The organism is Fervidobacterium sp. (genome assembly GCF_059913585.1).
Map to the genome: position 1 here is coordinate 42818 of NZ_DBOLZL010000007.1, position 20764 is coordinate 63581.

Sequence of the window (20764 nt, forward strand, 5' to 3'; positions counted from 1 at the left end):
TTTAATTATTCAATCACCAAAGTGTAGATTTTAAAAGGTTTGTATTCTAACATAATGGACCCTTCATTTACTTGTAGTTCTTCGACGTCTGTTTCTAAAATGTTTGTAAGATAAGCTCTACTGAAGCTGAACTTTGGAATTATCTCCAAGTCTCCCGACGAACCAACCTGCTCGCATATCCTTAGTATCTTCTTACCCTCCACTTTTCTGTAGGAAAGTATTTTAAAGTTGTCAGGTTTAACCTTTATCAAATTTTTTGGTTGGCTTAATAAACCTTCGAAAACTACTATTTTCTTGTTGAATTTGTCAGCCCTTTTCACTATATCTTTCACATCACACGGTCCATGTACGTAGATAGCATAGTTGAATTCTTGCAATCCTTCGTCATCGTAAAAATCTGGATATATACCTGCCTTGAGAGCCGTCAAACTTATGGTTGAATCTTCAACAGAATGTCCATATTTACCATCGTTTATTATCGTTACTCCATAGTCGTATTGAGAAATATCCACCCACCTGTGGGCTAAAACTTCAAAACGAGCCTTTTCGAAGTTTGTGTTTCTGTGTGTGGCTCTCTCTATAAAGCCTCCATCAATATCAAACTTTGCAGTCCTTGAAAGTATATTAGTTGGGAATTTAATCTTGAGAACCGTTCTTCTCATATGCCAATCAATACGAGTTCTAACAACAACTTCTTCGCTGTCGGAACCAATAATAAAGTACTGTTCGACCATTGAACCCTCAATTGTGTATTTGGCTTTCAAAACTTTTCTCAGTTCATTATCTTCAACTACACAAACGCTATCTGCTTTCAAAATCTTCTCAGACAGGTGAGAACGGTAATCAATATCCCAGTTGTCCCAGTAAGCAGGAATATCTTTGTACAAGGCTACCAAATTTCCTTTGCCTTTAAAAGCACATTTTCTTAAACGCTTGTTGTATATCTGTAACGAACCATCGTTAAAGATATTCACTTTCAAATGAATGTTTTCAATGTGGTATCCGTTTTCATCTTTCTTGAGTGTAAAATCCTCTCTTCCTCCTGAATTTTGAACACTGTCGACAGGATTCTTAATACTTAACGATAGGAACTTTAGCGGTTCAATAGTGGTGGTATCATCACTCAGCTTATAGAAATACTTCCCATCGTACGTTGGAACTCTTTTCAAGGTTTTACCATTTAAGCTAAGCTCAACTTCCTTTTCAAGCTCAAATTCGACGCTTTTTGCAAAAGAAGAACTATTGAACAAAGTAATATATCCACTCTCTGGAGCTATGTTTTCTAAAAATAGCTTTTCCTGAAGTTCCTTGCAATGTTGTATGATATAACTCAACTCAGCGTTTGTTGTTTCGTATACCTCATGTATTGACGAACCAGGAAGAATGTCATGAAACTCATTTCGAAGGAGAATCTTCCATAACTCGTCAATCTCAGATTGCAATTCACCGTCGTACAACGCATTTAAGATTTCCGTAACCCTTAAATAATCTTCTGCAGTTTTGTGGAGACGTTTTGTTCTGCTTTGCGAAGTTAACGTTCCGCGATGAAGTTCCAGATAAAGTTCCCCGTCCCACACAGGCAATTTATCAAAAGAAAAATCATCTTTCAATTTTTCGAAGAAATTCTCAGGCGTTGAATATACTATATCTGGTATTCCTGGTATGTCCTTCAAAGCATAGTAGTTTTCGCACATCTCTTCAGTAGGACCACCGCCGCCGTCACCGTATCCGAACGTTAAGAAAACTTTTTCAGTGAGTTCTTTCTGTCGGAAGTTTTGCCACGTATTAATAACAGATTTTGCACTAATCCGACCGTTATAACCTTCTTCTAAATTCTTGTAACTGTAATACACAACCTCTGTTCCATCAATCCCTCGCCATCTGCATATATCATAAGGGAACTCATTCGATTCATTCCATGTCAGTTTTGTTGTCACAAAATACTCTATACCAGATTGTTCTAAAACCTGTGGTAAAACCCAGGAAAATCCAAAGACATCTGGCAACCAAGCTACTTTAGAAACTTTACCGAATTCTCTCTTGAAAAAACTCTGACCGTAATAGAATTGCCTGATAAGAGATTCTAAACTCGGAACATTGCAATCTGATTCAACCCACATACCGCCAACAGGTTCCCATTTTCCCATTTTGACCAGTTCTTTGATTTCATTATATAGTTGTGGAGAAATTTCTTTTAGGTCCTCGTACATCTGCGCAGAAGATTGGATGTATATAAACTCTGGATATTTCTTTGCTAATTGTACTGCGTTGGCAAAAGTTCTCACAATTTTTCGTTTTGTTTCTTCAACTGGCCAAAGCCATGCATAGTCTATATGTGCATGCCCTGCTAAATAGACTTTTCCGAGTTTTGGGAATCGCACAGATGCTTTTGATAATTCAGACCTAAATTTTTTATAAGCAAAGAGCAAAGCTTCCTTAATTTCTTTTCTCCATAATGCGACTTGAGAAGAAACTTCTGGGGGTTCCCAAACGCTAAGTACAAGATTTTTAGCCGATTTATTTTCGCATAATCCATCCAAATAACTTTTTGTATCACGTGAAATTTCTATTAACTGAATATGCTCTTCCAACAACTCCAATATCAGCGTTGATAGTCCTTCGTCATGTGTTTCTTGAACCACGTCGATAGCATTTTTAAAGAATCTCACAGCTCTTAACATATCGGCATCGTAGCAAATCAAATAACCTTCGGTAAACAATGGCTCAGATTTTGTTCCAAAAAGTCCTCTTGGCATAGTTTCAACAGTGAGCTTGTGTTCCTTCCCATCGCAAAATTGAGTAAGATTTATTTCCCTGTGGTATTCATTTATTTCGCCAAGTGTTAGCCCATCCACCTTGATAAGGGATTCCCCACCAAACCAAGCACGTAGATAACACATGTGAAAACTTTCCGGTAAATTCTGCTGAAATATCGATTCAAAAATTGCTGGTGCATTTCCCGCCTCCCACCTGTAAGGGAGTCTTATCATCTCCCCTTTATGTATCCAGGTGAGTTTTTCAGTTCGTGCAACGCAATACGGCATGATTTCATCCAGTATCTTGGAAAATCTTGCGCACTCAATTTGTTTCTTTCTGTACATATTTCTCTGCCTCCTTTGTTTTGAACTTCGTAATAAATTTCACCAACATCAGAAATTATAAATTTAGAAATGTAAGACTTCCTCTGAAAGAGACATAAGAAATGAAAAGGAATTCTAAGATAAAGTTTGATCCAAACTGTTTTTCTTAATTTTCTTATTGATTATTATTACTTTTTCCACCAAAAAAAGTTTTTTTGGAAATAATCTCCAATGATAAAATTTTTCTGGAAACAATTTCAAAAAAGTCTTCGAAATCGTAAACGAGAGGGTGAACCGATTCATGAAAATAAAACCTGGTATTATACTGAGTGTTCAGCTGGAACCAACAGACCCAATCGTAGACCCTTGTTTTGTGCTCAGCATGGCAAAGATTGCCGAAAGTGTAGGTGCAACGGCAGTAAGAACAAACGGAGGAGAACACGTCAAAATATTGAAACAAAACTTAAGAATCCCAATTATTGGATTGGTTAAAAACAGAGCTTATGAAGCATATATAACTCCTACATTTGACGATGTCAAAGAAGTAGCAAGTTCAGGTTGTGATGTTGTAGCTATAGATTGCACTCGGCGCAATCGTCCCGTCCCGCTGGAAGAACTATTTAGAATGGTCAGAACTAATTTTCCCTATGTTGAGATAATAGCTGATATAGCCGACGAGATTGATGCACGGCACGTTTTACCTTTGAAACCCGATTATATTGCTACAACTCTCAGTGGGTACACTGAGTACACGAGAAATACTTTGTTACCGAACATACGGCTTGTAAAAGAGCTGGCATCCTTCTCGCCGGTTCCAGTAATAGCTGAAGGTGGTTACTCAACCGAAAAAGAAATTGTAGAAGCTTTTCTTTCGGGAGCATATGCGGTTGTCATCGGAACAGCTATAACACGACCTTGGGTTACACTATCTAGATTTATCGAAGCATTCAGAAACATTAAAAACATAGGAGGGAATAAAAATGACTCTCAACTATGATGTTGCTGTTTTTGGTGCAGGCTTAGCAGGAATAAGTGCAGCTGTAACTATCCAGAGACTCGGAAAAAGAGTAATCTTAATTGAACAAAGTGCAGTTGTTGGTGGTAATGCAACAGCTGGCCTTGTTAATCCATTTATGAGGTTTTGGCTTGGTAACAAAACACTTTGCGGAGCTTTCTTCAAAGAACTGATAGAAGATTTAAAAAGCCGGGGAGGAATAATTGAAAATTGCTTTGACTCGGAAGTCCTCAAATTAGTATTGATGAAAAAATTGCAGGATGTGGACGTACTTTTTAGAGCTATACCTGTATTTGTAAGAACCAGTGAGGATAGCAGAACAAGACAAAAAAGAATAGAGCGTGTAGTAGTTAAAACTTCTTTGGGAAACGAGTATGAAATAAATTCCTCACTCTTCATTGATGCTACAGGAGACGGTAGCCTTTCTTATCTTGCGGGTTGTTCGTATGATTCAGGAGACGAGACAACACACGAGAACCAAGGGACAACACTTATTTTTACATTATCAAACGTGGATTTTGAAAAAGTACGCGAGTCTGTACGCAGAGATCCTGATAACTTCTTTAAGTGGGTTTCACCTAACTCAAAGGTCTTATCGGTAGGCGGTTACTTCAAGGAGGTGAGAAGAGCAAGGGAAGAAGGTCTAAACTATCCGGTTGACTACTTCTTTTTCAACCAGCTTCCAGGAACAGGTAGAGTTACAGTTAACACAACTCATGTCTGGGTTAAAACAACTGATGATTTTGAACTCTCAAAAGCCCTAAAAGAACTACATAAACAAGTTGAGACAGTGTACATATTTGCCAAGCATTACGTACCTGGTTTTGAGAACTGCTATATTGAAAAAATAGCAACATATCCCGGGGTCCGTGAAAGTCGTCGTATACGCGGACTTTACAGTTTTTCTGGTGACGATGTTACGAATAAAAGAAAATTCAAAGATGCAGCCGTCAAAGCCGTATATGGTATTGATGTTCATAAAAAGATTCAAGAGAGTAACTCGAAAGGTGAGCTTGAGGTTCCAATGTATGAAGACTATTATGAAATACCAATAAGGTCACTTATTTCCAAGGATTTTGTAAACTTAGGCATCGTAGGGCGTAATTTTTCTGGAACGTTCTTAGGTCAATCTGCCGCAAGAATAATGGCAACCTGCTCGGATATGGGGGAAGCAATTGGGCGTGCGGCAGGCATTGTGGAAAAAAGCTTCTACGAAATTTTATAATTTAGCGAACCAAATAATAAGAAGGAGGGGTAACCAATGAGAAAGATTCTTCTGATGATTCTTATTCTTATCACAGTGCTTGGAATATGTAAGACAATAACACTTGAATTCTGGACACTTTCTTTAAGTCCCACCTTTGATGCATACATAAAGGAAATGATCGCAGATTTTGAAAAGAACAATCCTGGAATTAAAATCAATTGGTTGGATATTCCGTACGCCTCTGCAGTCCAAAAGTTAACCGCATCCATTGCAGCAGGGCAGGGACCAGATGTTGTAAACCTCAATACAACGTGGGCCACGGATTTTGCTGTGCAGGGTGCTCTGATGCCTGTGGACAACCTAGTTCCATCAATTACAATTAAACAGTACTGGGAAAGACTATGGAATGCAACAGTAGTAAACGGAAGAGCTTATGCTTTCCCATGGTATGCATCAATTCCTATATTAATGTACAATAAAGACTTGTTCAGAAAAGCTGGTCTTGACCCAGCCAAGCCTCCGAAAACTTGGGATGAAGTCCTTGAATATTCAAGAATCATAAGAGCCAAATTGGATATATACGGTTTTGAACCAAACATAATTGCTATCGACGAACTTCTCTTAGAAGGCGTACCAATAGTAACACCTGATGGCAAAAAAGCGGCTTTTAATACCCCGGAAGCAGTAGCCAAGTTAGAATGGTTCCAGAAAGCTTACAGAGAGAACCTGATGCCGAGATCACTTGGAGGTTACGGAGAGGGTAGAGAATTCTATCAACAAGGTAAAATAGCGATGTACCCCGCTGGTTTAACTATGTTGAAGCACATAGAAGTAAATAGTCCTAATATCTTCAAAGTTACAGAGGTAGCACCTTATCCCGTTGGAAAAGGTGAAATCATAAAAGTCTCTTTGATGAATCTCGCAATTCCTATCACTTGTAAGCATCCAAAAGAGGCAGCTAAGTTTGCCGCACACGTAACTTCTCCGAAATGGCAGATAGAGTTTAGTAAATATGCTACCGTTATTCCGTCAACTAAACAAGGTTTAGAAACAAGTGAATACTTTAGACAACGTGTCAAAGCAGGAGACCTTAATGCCAAAGCCATGTACATGGCGAGTCTTTCTATGAAAAATGCTGTTGACCTTAACGCTCCTGCTGTCATAGGTGTTCCGGTTAACAAGCTACCAGATGTAAGAAAAATCTTACAAGACTATTGGATGAAAGCAATCAAAGGCGAATTGAGTGCAAAAGAAGCACTAAGCTTAGCTGAAAAAGAGGTAAACGCAGTACTAGGCAAGTAATTCGTTCTTTACTGTAAGACTCACATGTGGGGGCAAGGTCCCCACATGTGTTAAATTGTGTGAGGTGATAACATTGCGTGCAAGAAAAAGACAGACTATGATAATAGCTGTTCTTTTTTTGGCAGTGCCTTTGACACTACTATCCGTCTTTACATACTACCCGATAATAAGAGGCATAATTCTCTCCTTTGGTGACTACAACATGTTCACAAAAAAGGTAACATGGGTTGGTCTAAGCAATTATAGAGAGATATTTAGGAACAAATACTTTTACGAAGCGCTAGGAAATATCCTTAAATATCTTATTGTAGTTCCCTTTATTCAATTCGTGGCGATACTCACCGCGGTACTTGTAAATCAAAATCTTCCTGGGATTAAATTCTTTCGTACACTTTTCTATGTCCCTGTGATAACCGGTTCAGTTATAGTAAGTATGACCTGGCGGTGGATATACAATGTCGATGGTTTGCTAAACAGCTTTTTGCTCTCAATAGGTGTGATAAAAGAACCAGTAATGTGGTTAACAGACGAAAGATTCGCGCTTTATAGTGTTATGTTTGTTACGTTCTGGAGAGGTATTGGTTATTACATGGTCATTTACCTTGCAGGTCTTCAAAATATACCAACTGAACTGTACGAAGCGGCAAAAATTGACGGGGCCAACAGTAGACATCTTCTAACTAAAATTACTTTACCACTTCTAAAACCCACAATGCTGTTTTGTTTTACTATATCGAGCCTTGCTGCTCTCAAGGTATTTGAAGAAGTTTTCTTAATGACACAAGGTGGTTCTGGAACAACAACAATGATGTACTTGATTTACGACTATGCTTTTGTCAGATTCAAATTTGGGCTTTCTACAGCAACTTCAGTTATCTTTGCAGGTATTTTAATTACCTTCACGGTGATAAACTTCAAGTTCTTTGGAACAAGAGGTGATAAAAAATGAAAATAAGAAAACTAATTCGAATGCTTTTTAGCTATTTCATTCTAATATTGTTAGCTGTCTTCTTTACTTTCCCTTTTATATGGGTGTTGTCAACATCATTTAAAGGTCCGGGTGAAAACTTATTTACTTGGCCTCCCAAATTTATCCCTGAACATCCAACATTTGAGAATTATATAGCTGTTTTCAAAAAAGTACCAATGGTTCGATATTTCATTAACACCTTAATAATAACTTCTCTTGGAGTGGTCTTCCAAGTAACGTTAGCGGCGTTTGCTGCCTATCCTCTTGCGCGACTGGAATGGAAGGGTAAGGACCTCGTTTTTAAATTCATCTTGTTCCCTTTACTAATACCCATGGAAGGTGCGTTGATTGTCAATTTTATAACTATACTAAAAATGGGGTTGTATGACACTCACTTAGCTGTCGTCCTTCCGAGTGCAGTATCGATTTTTGGCATCTTCCTCATGCGTCAGCATTATCTTTCTGTTCCCGCAGAGCTTGAGGACGCTGCCAGGATAGATGGATGTAATGAGTTCCAGGTTTTTTGGAAAATAACGTTTCCACTTGTTAGACCTGCAACTGCTGCGCTTGCAATTTTTGCATTTACTGCTTACTGGAACTCTCTACTGTGGCCACTCATCGTGTTAAGAACACCTACGAAATACCCAATTCAAGTCGGATTGTCTCAGCTAAGTAGCACGTTTGAACCTAACTTTAGAACAGCCTCTGCTGCCATAGTCATCGCCATGGTTCCTATTCTAGTATTCTTCTACTTCACACAAAAGTACTTCATAGAAGGGTACAAAGGTGCAATAATCGAATGATTTACTTACTAAGTTTTACTAAGTTGGGAGGTGTATGGACATGAGGAATGTTTTGGGGTTATTTTGTTTAGTCATGTTAATTTTAATAAGTACAGTTGCTGCAGCACTTCCTTCTGTTGGAATACTATACTCAGCTACAACAGAAGCTTATTACACAAAACCAACCTATGACAACATAATCCGTGGTGTGCTTGCAGTTTTGGACTATGGCAAATTGGAATACGAAATTATCAACACAAGTAAGGTTACAAGTATCCCCGAATATATAAAGCTCGTTGTTGATCCTTCGAATGGAGCTTTATCCGATAACGAGATTAACCTCGTCGAATCCTATTTGATGAAAGGTGGAAAGATACTCGCTTGTTACGAAAGCAGTCTTAAAGATGCAAAAGCCAAAAACAGGGGAAACTTTGCGTATTCAAAATTCTTGGGTATAAAGTTTATCTCCTGGGATAGTGGGAAGTATTATAACATGAAGCCGACTCAATTAGGAGAATCAGTGTTCCAAACTAACAAGAGCATACCTTTGTCCAGAGGTTTCACATTTGTTATAGAGGTTACAGAAAACGCTACACCTTTAGCAATTTGGTATAACAAAGATGGAAAAGTTTCAAACGAAAAATACCCCTATGCCGCTGTTCTTTCACCTTTTGGTATTTACTTTGGTGAGAATATCTTCCTACAGACAGCAACAAATGAAGAGTTAAAGTCACTGGTGCTGAACGCTATAACTTACTTACTTGGGGAGCCCGTGTCTGCAGTTAATCCCCTGTTTTATATGAAGGCATCACTGGATGAAAAGATATACAGTCTTGAACAGAAACTCCTTGAATATAGGAATAAGTTATCTAAGTCGAAGCTTTACGAACTACAAGAAACCATTTGGAACATTAAAGATGCTGCGAAAAAGGTCTCCAATACGTCAGAACTGAAAAGACTTCAAAAATTAGTCGACTTGCTTGAGATACAGCTCTTACCGCAGTACAATGTTCAGTTAAGAGGGATTTGGTTTGATAGTTACGCAATTAGAGATTGCGAAACTCCTGAGAAGTTGCGAGAACAAATTCGAGAGCTCAGCGAATTAGGATTTAATGCCGTGTTTCCCGAAGTTATTTACAAAGGTATGACCATATCTCCAAAACTTTCTAAATTCCCACAAGACCCTGCGTTCAAAAATTGGAAAGAAGACCCTTTGGAAATTATAATTGATGAAGCCAAAAAAGTTGGTATGGAGGTTCACGCATGGTGCTGGGTGTATGCTGTTGCTTCTGGCGGCGTGAAAACACCTTTCATGGATGCTCATCCTGATTGGATTGAAAAAGACAAGTTTGGAAGTATTTTTTCAAAAAACAACACGGCCTGGTTGTCACATGCGAATCCAGAAGTGAAAAACTACCTCATTGATGCACTACTAGAATTGGTACAAAAATATGAAATCGACGGTATAAATCTAGACTATATAAGATATGATGGCGATGAGTTTGGATACGAAGAATTCGCGGTGAAGAGATTCAAAGAAGAAACTGGCATAGATCCGTTCAGTATAGAAAAGTATAGCAAAGAGAGCGTTGTATGGCAAATGTGGCGAGAAGAAAACGTGAACACATTTGTCCAGGAGTTCTATAGTAAAGCAAAAAAAGTGAAAAGCGACTTGATTGTCAGCGCAGCGGTATATCCTACGCTCAGTGGTGCTCGTATGGAAAAAAAGCAGAACTGGGAATACTGGGTAAAAAAAGGATATCTAGACCTCCTCATACCAATGGATTATAGAAACTCAGTTGAAGATCTTAAGATTCTTTTTGACATGCAGTTAGAATACAAGAGCGATGTATACCTCTGTCCAGGGCTTCAACTCATTTCCTTGGACGAACCCAAGAAAGTCATTGACCAGATTTCCCTTGCGAGTGATTATTTCAAGGCTGGATTTGTCTTATTCTCTGTCTCTCATATAAAAAAGTTCTCAAAAGATTATGAATACTTTAAAAACGCTATGTCGAAAAAGTCAATAACACCGTTTAGAAAAATAGAAGAATTGCTTGTTGCATTCGATGAAGCTTTGAAATCAGAACTTCAAATCTTTGCTGAGAACGACAGTGTAAAGAACGATATTGAAGTTGTCTTTTCAGAATTTGAGAAAATTAAGAAAAGCAAAGATTACACTAAGCTCACGGAGAGTATTTCGAAAGCAATTTTTACCATCTCTGACAATGTAAAAAACCCTGGGGTAGCTTTAACAGCAGCAGATTCGCTGCATTGGATGCTTGAAATCGTGCGTCCAGCAGCAAACAGATTAAAGCCAAGAGCGGATTTTGTCCTGCAAAAACCAAAGGAAATGGTTGTTGTTGATAACATAGTTCCAATACCAAAATTAACAGTTCAGCAGGGTAGTTCAAGTCTTAATCGAAATCTTGATGAATGGAAAGATGCAAAAACTACCGGAGAGTTCCTTTACCACGATAGCGGGCAAAAACCTGACGTAAAGACATTCGCCAAGGTTATGTACGACACCGAAAACTTGTACGTTCTTTTTATTTGCGAAGAACCGGATCTCAGCTCTGTAAAAATAGTTTCTGGACCACGTGACACTCGCACTTACTTAGGCGACTCTGTTGAGGTTTTCATACTTAAGGATGAGAAGAACAATACTTACTACCACTTTGTTGTAGGTTTTGATGGTACTATTTACGATGAAGTTGGTTACGATAGTAAATGGAACGGCGATATTGTTGCAACCACCTGGAAAGAGAACAATGTATGGTACGCAGAGATAAAGATTAATATGAATTACTTAGGGTTGTCTTTAGATGATATCTCAGAACTCAGAGTCAATTTGTGCAGGAATCGTTGGAAAGGCAATGCTGTGTTTTACTATGCTTGGAGTGTCACTTATGGTACGTTCCACACACCTGAAAGGTTCGGAAAACTCATACTTCACAAAAAATAATACGTCCAAGTGTTTTAGTCGTTTCAGCAAGTTAAGCTAAAAAAGTTAGGAAAGGAGGTGTTTTGTGCGCGCTTTCTTTTCATAAAAGATATGTTCAATGTTCAATACCGGTGCGCGCACCTTTCTGAAAATGAAAATACTATTTCTTCCCGTAGACGAAAGGTTTTGCACTAAAGATTATTTCATCCACCTTTGTTTGTCCGTCGGGATAGACGTTCTTGTACCTGGTCACTTTGGTCTTAAGAAAATACCAGCTGATGTTGACTACATAATTAACTGGTTATTTGAGAACTCAACTGACTGTGATTTAGCAATACTATCATTAGACATGCTTTTACACGGTGGACTCGTCCCTTCGAGGTTGGATTACACACAAGAGGAAACGTTAGTCAAACGGCTGAACGTATTGTCTCTGTTAAAAAGACAAAATACTAACCTAAAAATATACGTAACAAAAAGTATTACAAGAATCCCGACCTATAATTCGATGGAGGAAGAACCAGATTACTGGGTATATTTTGGAAAAGCACTTTACGAGTACTCACTTGAACTTGCAAAGGGTATGAAAGTAAAAAAGGCAGATATTCCTAATTGGATTATTGAGGACTTTTTGTGGAGACGAAGGAGAAATCTGAAAATAATAAGGGAAACCATCAAACTCGTTCAATCAGAAGTTATAGATTTTCTTAGCATAATGCTCGATGACAACTCTGAAGGAAGCCTTGTTTACAAAGAAGCATGCGAGCTTGAAGAATTAATTAAGCAACTGGGACTAACTGACAAAGTACAGATTCGAAATGGCGCAGACGAAGCTTCCCTAAGTTTGCTTTCGAAATCTCTGTGTGATTACTTTGGTCTCCAACCAACCTTCAAAATTGTTTACAGGAAACCAGAGTACGCCCATCTCGTCCCCCCATATCATAGTGACGATTTGGATACGTCAGCTAAATCACAAATCGTCGGCGCTGGAGGGAAGTTAACCAACTCAGAAGGTAAATTTGATATATTGCTTTACGTAAACAACTTCGCTCCGGACGAACCAAGGGAAGCAGCTTTTCAAGAAAACTTACATGAACAAGAAAATCAGGACAAATTGAGACACTTGATACAGTTAGCCCATGAGCAAAGCAAAATAATAGCTGTTGCAGACGTAAGATATGCAAACGGCTCAGACAATATTTTAGTCGAAGAACTTTTGCAAAGGCCAATTGATTGGAAAAGCGTAGCTTACTATGGTTGGAATACCGCCGGTAACACTCTTGGATCAACATGTGCACACGCTGTAATACTTTACTTCAGCAAGGTTGGGTTGTTTAAACTAAACGTACAAGACATGGAAAAATACCAATCTATACTTTTGTTAGAACACTGGGGATATCAAGCTAATGTCAGAAAAATGCTCTACGGAGAAATCGAAAAGCTCGGTTACAGTGCTAACTCTTGTCTTTCAATGATAAAAGATGAGGATTGGGCTAAGAACTTTGTACAAGAAAATCTTAAACCATACCTCGAGAAGATTAACAGGGCTTTTAAAAAGAACTGGAAATGTTCCATTTTCTTTCCGTGGCATAGACCTTTTGAAATTGGCATTGTTCTGCACGATACTCAATAACGGTATTACATACTAAAGAAAAGAAAGGAGTTAAGGCAAGTGGGAACCAAGATCATAGGAATTGATATAGGAGGTACCACTGTAAAAGGTGCAATATATGATAATGGAATCCTGATAAACAAAATCATCCAGAAAACGTCAAAAACGAACCCACTTGACACAACTATGCAAGTGATCCATCAGTTATCGAAAAACAGTAAAGATATAGCAGCCGTAGGAATCGCAACTGCGGGCAGAGTTAATTCGAATACAGGAGAAATCCTGTACGCCACCCCCAATTTAAAAAACTGGGCAGGAAGGAATATTAAAAGAGACGTAGAAGAAACTTTAGGAGTACCGACTTATGTTATAAATGATGCCAGAGCAGCGACATTAGCAGAAGCACGTGTTCGAAGTGTTCGTTCTCTATTTTTTCTAACTGTGGGAACAGGTCTTGGTGGTGGACTCTTTATCGATGGAAAACTAATAGACGGAAATTTGTGGGAAGCAGGAGAGGTGGGACATACCATACTCTATCCTAACGGTCGCAAATGCAATTGTGGTAAGCACGGCTGCGCAGAACAATACGTGTCTATGAAAGTGCTTCACAGATATGCAAAAATACCTTTGAACAGACGTCCTCAACTTATCAGCTACTTCAGAAACAAGGACGAAAAAGTGCTGCTGGCAGTTGACAAAATATGCTCCGATTTGGCAATCTTGATTGATAAGATATTCCTTATGATTGACCCTGAACTTGTTGTCATTGGTGGAGGTTTTACGGAACTGGGAGAAGGAGCTTTACAAATACTTAGAACCAAAGTCGGAATTTATTCTTCTAAATCACTTTATCGACCTGAACAAGTCGAGCTTAGCGTTTTTCAAAACGATGCAGGGCTCATCGGTGCTTCTCTTTTTGCTATAAAAAATTTTGAGGAGGGAGCATAAAATATGGCCGAAGATGTTTTTACGATTTTAAGTTACAAGCACGGTGCTCTTACCAAAAAGGAAGAAATCATTGCGCGATATGTATTAGAAAATGCAGAAGAGGTAATTCATATGAGCATTACAGAGCTTTCTGAGCTACTACGCGTCGGCGAAGGCACGATTGTAAGATTCTGTCAAAAACTTGGTTTTGAAGGTTTTCACTCATTCAAAATCTCCCTTGCAAAAAGTATACCGAACGGTAAGAATGAGAATGAAATCTTTTCCTCAGAGGATATACTTTCGAAAATAAAATCAAATCACGTAAATGCTATAGAAAAAACTTACGAACTTTTAAAATCTTCAAAAGATGTTCTCACCAAATGTGCTGAGAAAATTGCTACCTGCAACAAACTTTACACGGCTGGCGTTGGTGCTTCCGGTGCAACTGCTCTCGATGCTTACTATAAATTTATGAGAATAGGGATTAACACGTTTTTTTCTCAAGACCCGCATCTATCAGCCATGGAAATCGCAATATCTAAATCAGAGGATGTTCTCCTTGCTTTTTCTCAAAGTGGTTCGACATCGGTCATAGTAGACTTAGCAAAACTAGCAAAAGAAAACCACGTTACAGTTATAGCTGTGACTGGGCATATGAGGTCTCCTCTTGCAAACGTTGCTGATTACGTTTTGCTTACACCTATTCGTGAAGCACCTTTTGAAAGCGGTGCAATTAGATCAAAAATATCTCAGTTGCACGTTTTAGAGGCTCTTTTTGAGATGACTAAACAAAATATAAAAGCTGAAGCAGACTTGTGCATTCAGAAGACGGCACGTGCTGTTCAAAAGTGGATTTATTAATTCGCATGATATATTTGAGAATGGCTTTCTAAGATCTTAACACTCGGTTATTGAAGAAAGAACGCAAAAATCACGAAAAAATGAAGAAATTTTAGAGTATAAAGACTTCTTTCCGTTACTTTAACAAAATAGCGGTGCAAACGTGTTTCTGTACTTACAAACTTTTTGATAAAATGATATAGCAAATATAACATTGAAGTATACATTTACTCTTAATGGTATATCAGGTAGGTGGCTGAAAATGCGTAGACTTCTTGTCGTTTTAGTTCTATTTCTTACTGTTTTCAGGGCTGTGTCTGGTACGTTCGTTTATCCAAATAGCTTACACGTTAATAATCTACAAAAGAAGGTAATGGAAACAGCTTTGACAATGGTTGGTGGTAAATATGGTTGGGGCAGTTACGATCCTGTTAACAGGGTTTTTGATTGCTGGAATTTTGCTGCTTGGGTTTATCATACGGCATTAGATGACGTGGATAGAATAGATCATATGATAATGGGAAAAAGTGATTTGATATGGGTTTATTTTGAAAATGTTGATGAATTACGGCCCGGTGATCTTTTATACAACGGCGGAGGGCACACTGTGGGTTTTCATGCAGGCATCTACCTAGGAAATGGCAAAACCATAGAAGCACGTGGTGGAAGTTACGGGATCAATATCTTCACTATAAAGGGAGACAACAGATTTGCACCGTTCGGACCAACCGGAAATCGGTTTTGTTATTACTCTTTACTGGTCAGACTTTGGCTCAGCAATGGTCATCCCTTTGTTTATGCGTATCTAGAAGAACCTCCGAGCTACTTTTTTAAAGAAGACGGCGTAGATCTTTTGGTTCATTATTATTCTTTACCATTCCTTAGAGGACACAGGTTGATTGTTGAGATGATAGATGCCATTGAGGACAAAGTAATTTGGCAGACAATTAAAGATACGGACACATTTCCGTATGGTGATATTGCGGTAAATATTCACATTCCCAGTGAAGAAATTGACGACACCAACACAGAGATTAAGTATTTATATTTCAGAGTCAGATTATCTCTGGGAACAAGAAACATTTTCATGTATGACACCAAAACTATCAAATTAACCGAAGCTATGTAGATTGGCAATTTTTGTTTGCAAATAGGAGGTGTATTTTATGAAACGACTATTAGTGCTTTTTATGTTTGTCATAATTCTTGCCACTAGCTTTGCTTGGAAGGGGACGATATACATTTGGGATTTTCCTGCATGGAGTGAAGGTGGAGACAACTACGCTTGGATCAAAAGGATGATGAGTGAGTTCTCCAAGTCTTACCCCGGTGTTGAGTTTAAATTGACTGAGATACCTTGGAGTGGTGGCGATCAGAAACTGGACCTGGCTGTTGCATCTAAAAAATGGCCTGATGTTACCCGGGGACCCTTAAGAACTGAATATATAGTCCAAGGTGCAGTTGAGGCTATCGACAATTACCTAACTGATAAAGAAAAAGCAGATTATTATCCTGCAGCTATTAAAGCTGCTTCATACGGCGGTAAGATGTACGGTTTCCCCTTCTACATGACAACTAAGGTGGTAATCTTAAACAAAAAGATATTTGCGGAGAGAGGTGTTCCTATTCCGTCTCTTGATAATCCATGGACATTCGACGAATTCTATGAAATAGCAAAGAAATTAACCTTCGATAGAAACAACGACGGTAAAGTAGATGTCTACGGTTTCGTAACAGGGGCTGTCCCACCTGATAACACTCATCTTTGGCCATTTCTCTTGAACTTCGGTGGTAATTTCTTTGAACTTGATGGAAAAAATTTAAGATCTGTGGTTGTAAACAATCAAAACGTTGAAGCTTTAGAAAAACTTCGCAAAGTTTTTGCTGAATGTGCCCCACCGTTTATGGCAGCTTACGGTGACGCGGATGCTTATAATCTCTTTCGTAGCGGAAAAGGAGCAATATATGTCGCAGGAACATGGGCTATACCTGCGCTTCTAAATGCTGGTTTAGACATTGACATTGCACCGTATCCTGTTAAAAAGAAAGGTGACAAAGCATGGAGCATTGGAGACGTGTCGTCATATCAAATATTCTCACAGACGGATAAAGAAAAACTCGCTGTGCTGGTCGAGTTTGCTAAGTATATAACATCTCCTGAACAGCAAAGAGAATTGGTAAAGTATGGGCAGTTTCCAACTCGGAAAAGTGTTGGTAACATATATAAAAATGATCCACTGATGAGTAAAGCACTCCAAATATCGCAAAATAACTATGTATTACCCCCACATCCTGCAAAAGATCAGGTGATTGAGGCTGTTTCAAGAGAAATACAGCTTGCTTTGTTAGGAAAGAAAGATGTAAAGACCGCTCTTTCTGACGCAGACAAGCAAGCAAAAAGAATTATAGAAAATGTTTCCAGAAAGGGGAGATAAGTCTGAAAAAGCGTTACTTAGTTGCTTATGCCTTTTTAACTCCTGCATTTTTAATATTTATTCTTTTCACTTTCGTACCAGTAGTGTTAGCTTTTGTGATGGCATTCCAGGAAATCGGCGTATTTGGTCGTGAATGGATCGGTTTAGGTAACTTCAAACATGTGTTCCAAAATCCAGACTTTTGGGTTGCTGTAAAAAACACAATTTTATATGCTTTCTTTCATGTAGTAAAGAATATTATTGTAGCTTTAGTAATTGCTTCATTGCTTGCACCTTTGTCGGAAAAGTCCCAAAGTGTGTTCCGTGCGATTTATTACTTACCAACAGTTATTGCAACTGTTGTTATGTCTATAATCTGGGGATGGCTTTTGAACTATAATTTTGGTCCTATAAATACGCTTTTGATCAAACTCGGAGCCCAGCCAGTACCATGGTTGGTAGACCCTAAGATCGCTATGTGGTCTATAATACTCACTGATATGGTCATAGCTCCAGGAGCTGGTGTGATATTATACCTTGCTGCAATAAACAACATACCGAAGTCTTTATATGAAGCTGCTGAGTTGGATGGTGCGTCAGGTTTTAAAAAGTGGTTAAAAATAACTGTTCCGCTTGTTACGCCAACAACTCTTTATTTAGCGGTTTCCTATACCATAACAGGACTCAGTATCTTTGACAAAGTTTATGTTTTGACAGGTGGTGGTCCTGGGAATTCCACAGTAACTCTGGTTTATTTGATATACAACACGGCTTTCAGAGACTTCAACTACGGAGAAGCTGCTGCTATCTCGCTGATATTCTTCGGTGTAGCTGTGGCTGTCTCAATATTTCAGTTTCGGACAATGTCTCAACATTACGAATGGGAGGGTTAAGCTTTGTCCAAATTCGTTGAGGTACTATTCTTTATACTATTTCTTGGACTTTGGGCTCTTTCAACACTATTTCCACTGTACTGGATGGTTCAAACAGCTTTTACGCCCGAAACAGATATTAGACAGGTACCACCAAGATTGTTTCCGTCAAGACCTACTTTGGAGAATTTCAAAGAGCTTTTTTCATATCCACAAATCTGGAGTTGGGCTCTTAATAGCTTAATAATAAGCGTATCTATAACGTTCGGTTCTGTTCTCACATGCTCTGCAGCTGCGTATGCTTTTGCAAAGATGAGGTTTCCCGGAAGGAAATTACTTTTTACACTCATTGTTTCAACCATACTTGTACCTCCTCAGGTTACCCTCTTACCTGCGTTCTTAATAATAAATAAGTTCGGCTTACTGGATACTTTATGGGCTGTGATAATACCGTCTCTTGCTAGTCCTTACATAATATTCATGATGAGACAATATATGTTTGTAATTCCTCAGGATTACGTAGATGCTGCAAAGGTTGATGGCGCTAGCGAATGGAGAATTTATTTGAGGATAATGTTACCAATGAGCAAGCCTGTAATCGCAGCAGCGTCCATATTCACATTTATTTCTTCGTGGAATGGTTTTCTCTGGCCGTTGATAGTGTTAAACACTCCTTCAAAATATCCGTTGACTGTCGGTTTAGCGACTCTACAAAGACTTGAACTGAACCAGTTTGGATTGCAAATGGCAGGTTCCCTTTTCTCTGCGGTACCTATGCTTATAATTTTCTTTGCATTCCAAAAATACTTTGTGAAGGGGTTGATGACGGGTGCTACGAAAGGTTAGTCTTTTATTCTTTCTTCTGACGTTTTCAATGATGTTTTCCTATCCACTTGGAATTTGGGTTGTTCGTGATCAGATAACTTCTCCCGAAAAGATTAGACAAGTTGTTCAAATATCGAAAGCTGTCGGTGCAACAAGAATATATGTTCAAGTAGTTGGTCGAGCTGATGCTTATTATGATTCTGAGATACTGCCAAGAGCAGAGGCCTTAGCTGACATGCCAGAAAATTTTGATCCGTTGAAAGAAGTAATAAAATTAGCAAAGCCAAGTGGTATAAAAGTTTCTGCGTGGATGAATGTTTTTTACGTTTGGCCGTTTGGCTCGCGCCCAAAATCCCCGAAGCACGTTATCAATGCACATCCGGAGTGGGTCACTTACGACATTAATGGCCGTTCTATGTTAGAATATACGTCTGTTCCTGAGGTTAACACTCCTGGTATATTCCTTGATCCTGCTCTACCAGAGGTAAAAGAATTCGTAAGCTCCGTTGCTGAAGAAATAGCAAGAAAATATGAAGTAGACGAAATACATTTAGACTACATCAGGTACCCATACAAAACTTTTGGATACCATCCGCAAGCTCAGAAAATGTATAGAGAATGGTTAAAAAAAGCTCTAGTTGAAAAAAAGTTAACAAGTATGGCTGATGGTTTTGAGATATTTAGAAGGCAACAAGTATCCGAAACCGTTAAACTCATATATGAGAAGGTTAAAAAGTATGGGAAAAGTCTTTCCGCGGCTGTCTTTGCTTATTACGAACCTGACGCACTAGCCCAGAGGCTACAAGAATGGATTGAATGGCTTAAGGGAGGGTATTTAGATTACGCTTGTATGATGGCTTATGAAAGTGACAAATATGTTGTAACTGCTCATGTAACGTACGCGATGAACAAAATTGGTTCTCTTGAAAGAGTCAGAGTCGGTCTTGGAGCTTATAAAGTAATAGATACACCAAGTAAACTATTCGAGATTGCTAAGGTAGTCTCCTCGTACAAACCTGATGAGATAATCATTTTCTCTTTTGAAAATTTGCTTCAAGAATCCATGCGGCAGACTGTAAAGGACATTACCTATCTTATCGCGAAGGGAGGTAGTTAGTATGAAAAAGGGTGTTGTTGTGTTTTTAACTCTTGTCTTTTTGCTAGTAGGGTTCATTTTGGCAGAGGAAACAAAAGTCGTAGGAGTGCTTATGAGTGATTACACTGCAAGGTGGTACGCTGAGCTTGGGTTCTCTGCACCAGATTGGGATTACCTAGCTGAGATGAAAAACATATTTGACTTTGTAAAAGGATTAGGTTATTCTTGCGTGCCCATCTTCAACAAAGATCTGGAACTATACGCTAATCCTGAAGCCGATCCTGTTGTTAAATTTACAAGAGTTTACAAATTAGACAATGTAAAGCTCCTTATTCTTCCAAACACAAGGCGTATGTCTCCTCTTGAGATTGAAGCAGTTCGAAAATTTATCGATAATGGCGGCTACGTTCTAGCGTTAGCGCAGGCATCTTTCCGCGATCACAACAACAACTCTTATAACGTTAGCAACGTATTTGCGTTAGGTGACATTTTCAATATCACTTACAGCTCATTTGCTTGGAAACCACCTGTGCATGGATATATCAAGAAGGCTAAGGACCATCCAATTTGGGAAGGTATTGAAGATTTCGTAGCAACTCCGAGACACTGGGCTATGGTGGTTCAGGTACCAGAAGATGCCAACGTGCTTGGCGAGTGGTATAACGACGATAAAGAAACACCAAGTCATATGCCTGATCTAAATGCTGCAATTGTGGAAGGGAAGAACAGCATCTATATTGGTGAGGATCTCTTCATTAGTCCGAACTTTGAGGAACCTTCTGTCCAGTTACTATTAGCAAATATCATCGACTACTTCATGAAAAAGTGAGCAGAGGGGGGACCTCCCCCCTCTTAGTTTAGCAGTTATTGGGGGGTAA

At 38.8% G+C, this 20764-nt stretch carries 16 protein-coding genes; 15 read left to right on the forward strand and 1 reads right to left on the reverse strand.

Features of this window, described 5'->3' with window-relative positions:
• Positions 1–5: 5 nt before the first annotated feature.
• On the reverse strand, positions 6–3101 hold the full coding sequence (locus tag AC3M61_RS01600) for an alpha-mannosidase (protein ID WP_500779196.1): 3096 nt from the start codon (positions 3099–3101) through the stop codon (positions 6–8).
• Between the two features lie 280 nt (positions 3102–3381).
• Between AC3M61_RS01600 and AC3M61_RS01605 the strand changes: the two genes are divergently transcribed.
• The 15 genes from AC3M61_RS01605 (at position 3382) to AC3M61_RS01675 (ending at position 20715) form a co-directional block, all read left to right on the forward strand.
• On the forward strand, positions 3382–4077 hold the full coding sequence (locus AC3M61_RS01605) for an N-acetylmannosamine-6-phosphate 2-epimerase (RefSeq protein ID WP_500779197.1): 696 nt from the start codon (positions 3382–3384) through the stop codon (positions 4075–4077).
• A complete protein-coding gene (locus AC3M61_RS01610; RefSeq protein WP_500779198.1) occupies positions 4061–5320 on the forward strand; it encodes an FAD-dependent oxidoreductase in 1260 nt (419 codons plus the stop codon). Before AC3M61_RS01605 ends, AC3M61_RS01610 begins: the two co-directional genes overlap by 17 nt.
• A gap of 36 nt (positions 5321–5356) precedes the next feature.
• Entirely contained in the window at positions 5357–6604 is a 1248-nt protein-coding gene (locus AC3M61_RS01615; protein WP_500779199.1) for an ABC transporter substrate-binding protein, read from the forward strand.
• A 64-nt stretch (positions 6605–6668) separates the two neighbouring features.
• Complete coding sequence (locus tag AC3M61_RS01620; protein WP_500779200.1) at positions 6669–7553, forward strand: carbohydrate ABC transporter permease; 885 nt, start codon at positions 6669–6671, stop codon at positions 7551–7553.
• Positions 7550–8377 carry a carbohydrate ABC transporter permease gene (locus AC3M61_RS01625; protein WP_500779201.1) on the forward strand — a complete coding sequence of 276 codons (828 nt, stop codon included), beginning with the start codon at positions 7550–7552 and terminating at the stop codon, positions 8375–8377. Before AC3M61_RS01620 ends, AC3M61_RS01625 begins: the two co-directional genes overlap by 4 nt.
• Before the next feature lie 40 nt (positions 8378–8417).
• A complete protein-coding gene (locus AC3M61_RS01630) occupies positions 8418–11321 on the forward strand; it encodes a family 10 glycosylhydrolase (RefSeq protein ID WP_500779202.1) in 2904 nt (967 codons plus the stop codon).
• A gap of 130 nt (positions 11322–11451) precedes the next feature.
• On the forward strand, positions 11452–12933 hold the full coding sequence (locus AC3M61_RS01635; protein ID WP_500779203.1) for a DUF4127 family protein: 1482 nt from the start codon (positions 11452–11454) through the stop codon (positions 12931–12933).
• Positions 12934–12972: 39 nt separating this feature from the next.
• On the forward strand, positions 12973–13860 hold the full coding sequence (locus AC3M61_RS01640; protein WP_500779204.1) for an ROK family protein: 888 nt from the start codon (positions 12973–12975) through the stop codon (positions 13858–13860).
• Between the two features lie 3 nt (positions 13861–13863).
• Positions 13864–14700, forward strand: a complete 837-nt coding sequence (locus AC3M61_RS01645; RefSeq protein WP_500779205.1) for a MurR/RpiR family transcriptional regulator — start codon at positions 13864–13866, stop codon at positions 14698–14700.
• Between the two features lie 241 nt (positions 14701–14941).
• Complete coding sequence (locus tag AC3M61_RS01650; protein WP_500779206.1) at positions 14942–15808, forward strand: C40 family peptidase; 867 nt, start codon at positions 14942–14944, stop codon at positions 15806–15808.
• 37 nt (positions 15809–15845) lie between these two features.
• Positions 15846–17114, forward strand: a complete 1269-nt coding sequence (locus AC3M61_RS01655) for an ABC transporter substrate-binding protein (RefSeq protein WP_500779207.1) — start codon at positions 15846–15848, stop codon at positions 17112–17114.
• A 98-nt stretch (positions 17115–17212) separates the two neighbouring features.
• Positions 17213–17986 (forward strand): carbohydrate ABC transporter permease, encoded by a 774-nt coding sequence (locus tag AC3M61_RS01660; RefSeq protein WP_500779208.1) that lies wholly within the window; start codon positions 17213–17215, stop codon positions 17984–17986.
• Between the two features lie 3 nt (positions 17987–17989).
• The gene (locus AC3M61_RS01665) at positions 17990–18811 is read left to right on the forward strand and encodes a carbohydrate ABC transporter permease (protein ID WP_500779209.1); all 822 of its coding nucleotides are present in this window, start codon (positions 17990–17992) and stop codon (positions 18809–18811) included.
• Positions 18795–19907, forward strand: coding sequence for a glycoside hydrolase family 10-like protein (locus AC3M61_RS01670; protein WP_500779210.1), 1113 nt, complete (start codon positions 18795–18797; stop codon positions 19905–19907). The genes AC3M61_RS01665 and AC3M61_RS01670 overlap by 17 nt, the downstream gene beginning before the upstream one ends.
• A gap of 1 nt (position 19908) precedes the next feature.
• Positions 19909–20715 (forward strand): hypothetical protein, encoded by an 807-nt coding sequence (locus AC3M61_RS01675; protein WP_500779211.1) that lies wholly within the window; start codon positions 19909–19911, stop codon positions 20713–20715.
• Positions 20716–20764 lie beyond the last annotated feature (49 nt).